General features: G+C 43.1%; 4 protein-coding genes and 1 pseudogene. 2 read left to right on the top strand and 3 right to left on the bottom strand.

Annotation, left to right across the window (positions count from 1 at the left end; all coding sequences use genetic code 11):
• Positions 1 to 217 (top strand): annotated as a pseudogene (locus tag ACFIJW_RS00765) (integrase); the annotation flags it as partial.
• Positions 218 to 424: 207 nt separating this feature from the next.
• A complete protein-coding gene (locus tag ACFIJW_RS00760; protein WP_015856172.1) occupies positions 425 to 625 on the top strand; it encodes an AlpA family transcriptional regulator in 201 nt (66 codons plus the stop codon).
• 100 nt (positions 626 to 725) lie between these two features.
• Here ACFIJW_RS00760 and ACFIJW_RS00755 read toward each other — a convergent pair whose 3' ends face one another.
• The 3 genes from ACFIJW_RS00755 to ACFIJW_RS00745 form a co-directional block, all read right to left on the bottom strand.
• The gene (locus ACFIJW_RS00755) at positions 726 to 1,085 is read right to left on the bottom strand and encodes a hypothetical protein (protein ID WP_375608402.1); all 360 of its coding nucleotides are present in this window, start codon (positions 1,083 to 1,085) and stop codon (positions 726 to 728) included.
• 180 nt (positions 1,086 to 1,265) lie between these two features.
• On the bottom strand, positions 1,266 to 1,673 hold the full coding sequence (locus ACFIJW_RS00750; protein WP_375632826.1) for a hypothetical protein: 408 nt from the start codon (positions 1,671 to 1,673) through the stop codon (positions 1,266 to 1,268).
• Positions 1,674 to 1,694: 21 nt separating this feature from the next.
• The coding region (locus tag ACFIJW_RS00745) for a hemagglutinin repeat-containing protein (RefSeq protein WP_375632824.1) at positions 1,695 to 5,706 on the bottom strand (4,012 nt) is incomplete at its 5' end.

The following is a 5,706-nucleotide window of genomic DNA, read 5'->3' as shown; positions in this document are numbered from 1 at the left end:
GAGAGACAATAAAATTGAGGCATGCCCCCATGGATTTCGTTCTAGTTTACGTGATTGGCTCGCTGAAACAACCGATGCCCCCTATGAGGTCGCTGAAACTATTCTAAGTCATACAGTTGGCGGCAAAGTAGAGCGTGCCTATCGTCGTACTGATTATCTAGAACAGCGCCGCGTTTATATGGATAAATGGGCGGCTTATGTCACGGGTCAATCTTAAGATATGGGGTGAATAACCCCATGATCTGTGGATAACTTTCTCTCTCTTCTCTCTCATTCTTTCTCAATAAGAGTCATAAATTATCACATCAGAAATTGTATGATAAAATATTGTTTTCTATAAATAAAACATCTTTCTAAATGAACCAAAATGTGGTTAATAAATGATTATGATTTGTTTTTGTTTTTATAGTGAAAGGATTTTAGAATGACAGAAAATGATATTCTTTTAACTGACCGTGAAAGTGCAAAATTGCTTCATATGAGTGTTTCAACATTCCGCCGTCATGTAACCAATGGCTCTCTCCCAAAACCTTTAAAATTTGGCTTTTTATCCCGTTGGTTACAATCAGATCTTTTGAATGTCATCGAGCAAGCAAAACAGCAACGTTATAACGACGCGGCATAAAAAAAACCTTGTCACGTAAGAACGGACAAGGCTTTCTCAAACTCATCAACCTGGTGCTTTATTTGGTGTAAATTCAAGGCTTTCTCTGCTGAAACAAGACTTAAGGTTTGCATTCAAGTTGTTCTGAATGCTTTTTACAATAAGGGCTATTTAAGCGTCTCTCAACACTTCGCTGAGGCATGACAGCACCAGGACGACATATGGGAAGGTTGTCTGATTTATGGTTCTCACACCAATCTTGTATTGTAAAGCTAGGGCGAAAACCTGATTGCGCCATACACATTTCAATACTGGCAAATTGATTCAAATCTAGCGCCACAACCTTATTAAGGTCCGGTACTCCACATTCTAAAAGTATTTTATTTCTCCATAATGCTGGAGAAAGTGAGGGAATTGAGTTAACACATCCAGTGATACTTAACAGAGCTATACAACTCAATAGTTTTAAGATTTTCTTCATTATTCCCCTCTTTCAATGGATTTATTTACAATAAAAAAGCTCATAAGCCTGTTGATATTTCCTGTCACCGCTGCTTAAAACAACGGTGAACAATATTGAGATGATTGGTTGAGAAAACAATCCCACCATTCCAAGTGAAGGCAAGGATAGCGGATTGTTAATCATCACAAACAGCAAAACTTAAGGATAACATTCATATTGTTCTGGATGCTTTTTACAAAAAGGGCTGTTCAAGCGCTTCTTGACACTGCGCTGTGGTATGACAGCACCTGGACGACAAGCCGGAAGATTCTTTCCTTGAAAATTCTCACACCACGTTCCTGCCTCTGTATCTTTATAGCGGAATCCTGATTGAACCATACAAGAATCAATAAACGCCTTTTTATTTAAACTTAACTTTCTATTTTCTGGATCAGTATCATAAGGGGTTGGCATTCCACATTCTAATAAGGCTTTTCCTACCTCAGTAAAATCAGTAACACCATTTTTCTCCCACGCGCTCAAATATCCTCCAGGAGTTTTATTAAACTGACATCCAGCTATACTTAACAAAGTTACAGCGCTTAATAATTTTAAAGTTTGTTTCATTTTTTTCCTCCATGATTTAATTCAAGGTTTTTGTTTTAAATGAGATGAGCCATACCTTTTTTGGCATTTTTGACCCGCATCTCCAAGACAGGTATGGGAGCTTATGGGATTCATGATCACTCTCCACCATTCTTTCCACCAGTTACTGCCAGCAGGTATTGTCTCGTAAGTATAGCCATTGCCGCCAATAATTCTGCTGACAAAGTCGTATCTATTCCCATCAAAGCCAACAATGGTTTGTTTGCCATCACTCACATAACCTAACAGACCGGATGCAACTAAAACATTAAAGGCTGGTCCATAGAAATTGATATTCGTGTTGTCGGCTATACCGTGCACACCTTCTTGTTTGAAAGAATTCAGCATATTCCCCAATGTCATTGTCCCGCGACTATGTCCATAAAGTTCTAATCCTGTAAGACCATAGCTATACATCAAATCTTTTGCTTCTTGTGTTGAATTGGTCAAACCCCAAAAGTTATTTTCCATAAACTTCTGATAGCCCGCGACCAGAAGTTCTGAAATAGCAGAATCGGCTTGAGGGAACACAACAAAATAAAGCGGTTCATTTTTATCCTTCGCATGTTGAACCGCATAAACAGCGGCTTCCTCTGGTGGAGTAAAGATGCCATTAAAGGACACATGCACCTTGCCATCAGCACCCTCTTGTAAATGCTGCTTTTCTTCATCCGTTAAATAATGTGCGTGAGGTATTTTTTGTCCACGAGCGTCTTTGATATACTGTCCATTTGCATCTATTTCATAGATTATATTACCCTTTTCATCACGGTCGACCACAGCGATGGGGTGCTCTTTGATAAACATGGTTTTATAGGAGTCATCACTGTATTTAAATCCTTCTTCTAAAAGTTGGGTTGCCATTTCACGGTTTTCATGGACGATTTGTTCCAGCTTGCCTGCATCGAGCTGTTGTACACCCTTATGGGCGGTGGCAGTATCACGATTAAGGGAGGCTATGGCTTGTTCCACATCTTGCCCTGTCAATGCCTTCTGCCCAGCTTCATCAGTAATGACAATGGTGCCATCGCTAATGGCGGATTTGGTGTATCCTTCCTCTGAATCTTGGGCTTTTGAATGATCTAAGACATTTTTGGCAATGTTTTTCCCGACACCATATTTACCCTGATACATCGGACCACCGGCAGAAATACTTAAACCTTGGCTGCTAGCTTGCGCATGCGCACCGTTGCTGATATCACTGGTGCTAATGCTTCCTGTGGTCAGGCTGTTTTTTTCTGCCGGCGCAGTGCTGGCAATAAGCCCCCCAGTTAGGGTCGTTTTGTCTTTAACGTTGATCTTAAAACCGCCATCACCGGCTTTGATGCCTGATTGCTCCACAACACTATGATAATCGCTAGAGGATTTATCCTTGTTCAAGGAAATATTGGTTGTGGCTGCATCATCCTTTTTTCCACCATTAAACCCAATAGAAAAAGAGTCTTGCTTGCTGGAAGTTTGTCCCGTATCACTGCGGCTGGTAATGGCGAAATCACCCCCTACTTCCATTTCTACATGGTCTGCAGAAGCCACGGCGCCTGCCAGTATGGTGTTTCCCTGACTTATGGTATGAAGAGTGCCAGTGCCTATAATATGGCTGTTCTTGTGATGCACTTCCTCACTGGAACCCTTGCCTTTACCAAAAGAAGCATTCCCCATCCACCCTGGACCACCGGTACCATAACTATACCCAACATTCATTGAAGCGCTTTGCGTATGATTTTGTGTGCTTTGTGTGTTTTGCGCACTTTCAAAAGTGATATCTTTACCTGCTCCCATGGTGATATTCCCGCTCTGTTCATCATTGCTTTGCATCGGGTTTGTACCGGCAATAATATCGGCTCCAACACCATGGATGCTGCCTTTGTGGGCTTGCATATTAACAGCGCGTCCTGCTTCTATTGTACCTGTCACCGCAGTAGATGTCTGAACCGATGCCTCCTCCTTCTCTGTCTTAAAGCCAACGGTTACGCTAGCAGAAACATCAGCAATATCACGAATAGACTGTTTGTTTCCACCTTTCATCCCATTATAAAGACCTTTGCCTTTGCTATAGAGATCATAGCCTTTTAGACCAGCAATAAGACCATTACCGATTTTGTGTTTTGTATCCCCATGACCAAAACGTTTGGCTGCATCCTTTACATCTTTTACGGCACCAAGAATACCCACATTGACAGAGCCTGTCACACCAGCAAAAGACTTTTCATGCTTTTCTTTTGCGTTAGAGGTATCATAGCTTTCTGATAGGGTGATATTATTGCCGGCATCAATGTTGACATCACGATCCGCCGAAACAATGGCTGCTTGTAAATTCACATCATTGTCAGCAGTAATCTGCACATCTTGGCGTGCCGTGATGTGTGATTGTGTGGAAGTGGTTTCCCATTGATCGCCCGTATCTTTGGCGCTTGCAACCCCAACACCTACAGAAGCACCGCTGTTGCTCTTTTCAAACTGAATGCCAAAGCCTGTACGTTCTTCCTTTGAGCTTGAGGAATGGCTATTATGACCAACAAGCACATTGACATCACGCGCTGCCGAAAGGTTAATATTCTCACCCGCAAGATCAGAGCCCTCCACGTTCACATCTTTTTTCTTGGCAGTGATGTTGATATTGCCATCCGCATTGAGAGAAGAGCCTTGATGCTCAAAGCTCTCTTCATTTTCTGTCTTTCCCTCACTCCCGTATATCGACACAAAGCCCTTACCTGATCCCACACCAAAACCTGTTTCATGCTCCTCTGAATGGCTTTTATGATGATCTGTCATGCCATCAATCGTCACACTTTCTCCGCTCACATTGATATCTTGACCGGAAAGAAGATGAGAAGCAGAAATCTTGGCTTCTCCTTGTGCGTCTAACACGATGTTTCCCGTCGCCCCAAGGATAGAGGAAACCGTTGTGGTATGCGATTGAGATGTATCGGACGATTTCTCATGCAAAAAGCCACTTGATGACGATTGTGCTTGCTGATCCAAGTGTTCTTGGGCGCCTTTGATAGTAATCTTTCCCCCAGAGTGAATGGTAATATCCGCTTGTTTCTGTTCTCCTGGTGCTTTCTCTCCTGACGTTTCCTCTGCCTTACCGGCTACGAGCGTCGAGGCGACAACTTCCGTGTTGTTTCCAGATTCAATGGCAACGCCTTTTTCTCCTGCTATACTTGAACCTACCACTTGGGTAGCTCCAAAAGTTTCATGATAGGATGAGCTTCCCCCAAAAAAACCGCCATCTGTGTAGCTAGATATCTCACGGTGTGAACTATCCTCTGCATTGGTGATCAGGACATCGTTGCTGGCTTTCAGCCCTACCTTGCCCTCAGCCGCAACGGAACTGCCTGTGATGCTAAGGTCATGCGGTTTCCCATCCTGCCCTGCAACAACAGTGGTATCACCCCCAGATTTTATCGAAGAACCCCGAGAAATAGACTCTTGCCTATCAACACTAAAGTCGCTGCTCTGAAAATGATAATCTCTTTCATCGTTTCTCACCCCTATTGTTATCTCCCCTTGTGCGCCAAGAGCAACATTGTCCTTCGCATCTATATCGGAAGCAGCAATATGGATATCTTGACCCGAGATGACAGTGGTATCTTTTCCAGAACTTAAATGAGAGCCATTGTGCAAGGCGACATGGGAGGTTTCACTCCCGCGATGATTGTCCATGCTGTTGCGTGTAGCATCAATCGAAACATTTTCTTTTGCTTGTAAGTAAAGATCATCATGCGCTTGAACATCAGAGCCTAAAATATTCAAATCTTTTCCAGAGAGAAGTGTCGTCGAGCCTCCAGAGTTTAACACAGATTTATGGTGCATAATGGAGTCACTATACTGTTTATGGTGATGCGTTGCAGCTGAGCCTATCGTCAAGTTGCCTTCTTCTGTAGCCATGGCAAGATCACCTCCGGTGCTGATCCCCACCCCTGAGGCGGTAATATCTTGTTTAGCAATCACCGTTGCATTACCCCCAGCAGAAAGCGCCTCGGTGTTTAATACGGTCTCCACGCCGTCAACC

Origin of the sequence: Bartonella sp. MM97QHHN, from assembly GCF_042194285.1 — a bacterium.
Taxonomy (GTDB): domain Bacteria; phylum Pseudomonadota; class Alphaproteobacteria; order Rhizobiales; family Rhizobiaceae; genus Bartonella.
This window is presented reverse-complemented; position numbering and strand designations above follow the sequence as displayed.

Coding starts and splice junctions, on each gene's coding strand:
- ACFIJW_RS00760 (WP_015856172.1), top strand. CDS start 425: ATGACAGAAAATGATATTCTTTTAACTGACCGTGAAAGTGCAAAATTG.
- ACFIJW_RS00755 (WP_375608402.1), bottom strand. CDS start 1,085: ATGAAGAAAATCTTAAAACTATTGAGTTGTATAGCTCTGTTAAGTATC.
- ACFIJW_RS00750 (WP_375632826.1), bottom strand. CDS start 1,673: ATGAAACAAACTTTAAAATTATTAAGCGCTGTAACTTTGTTAAGTATA.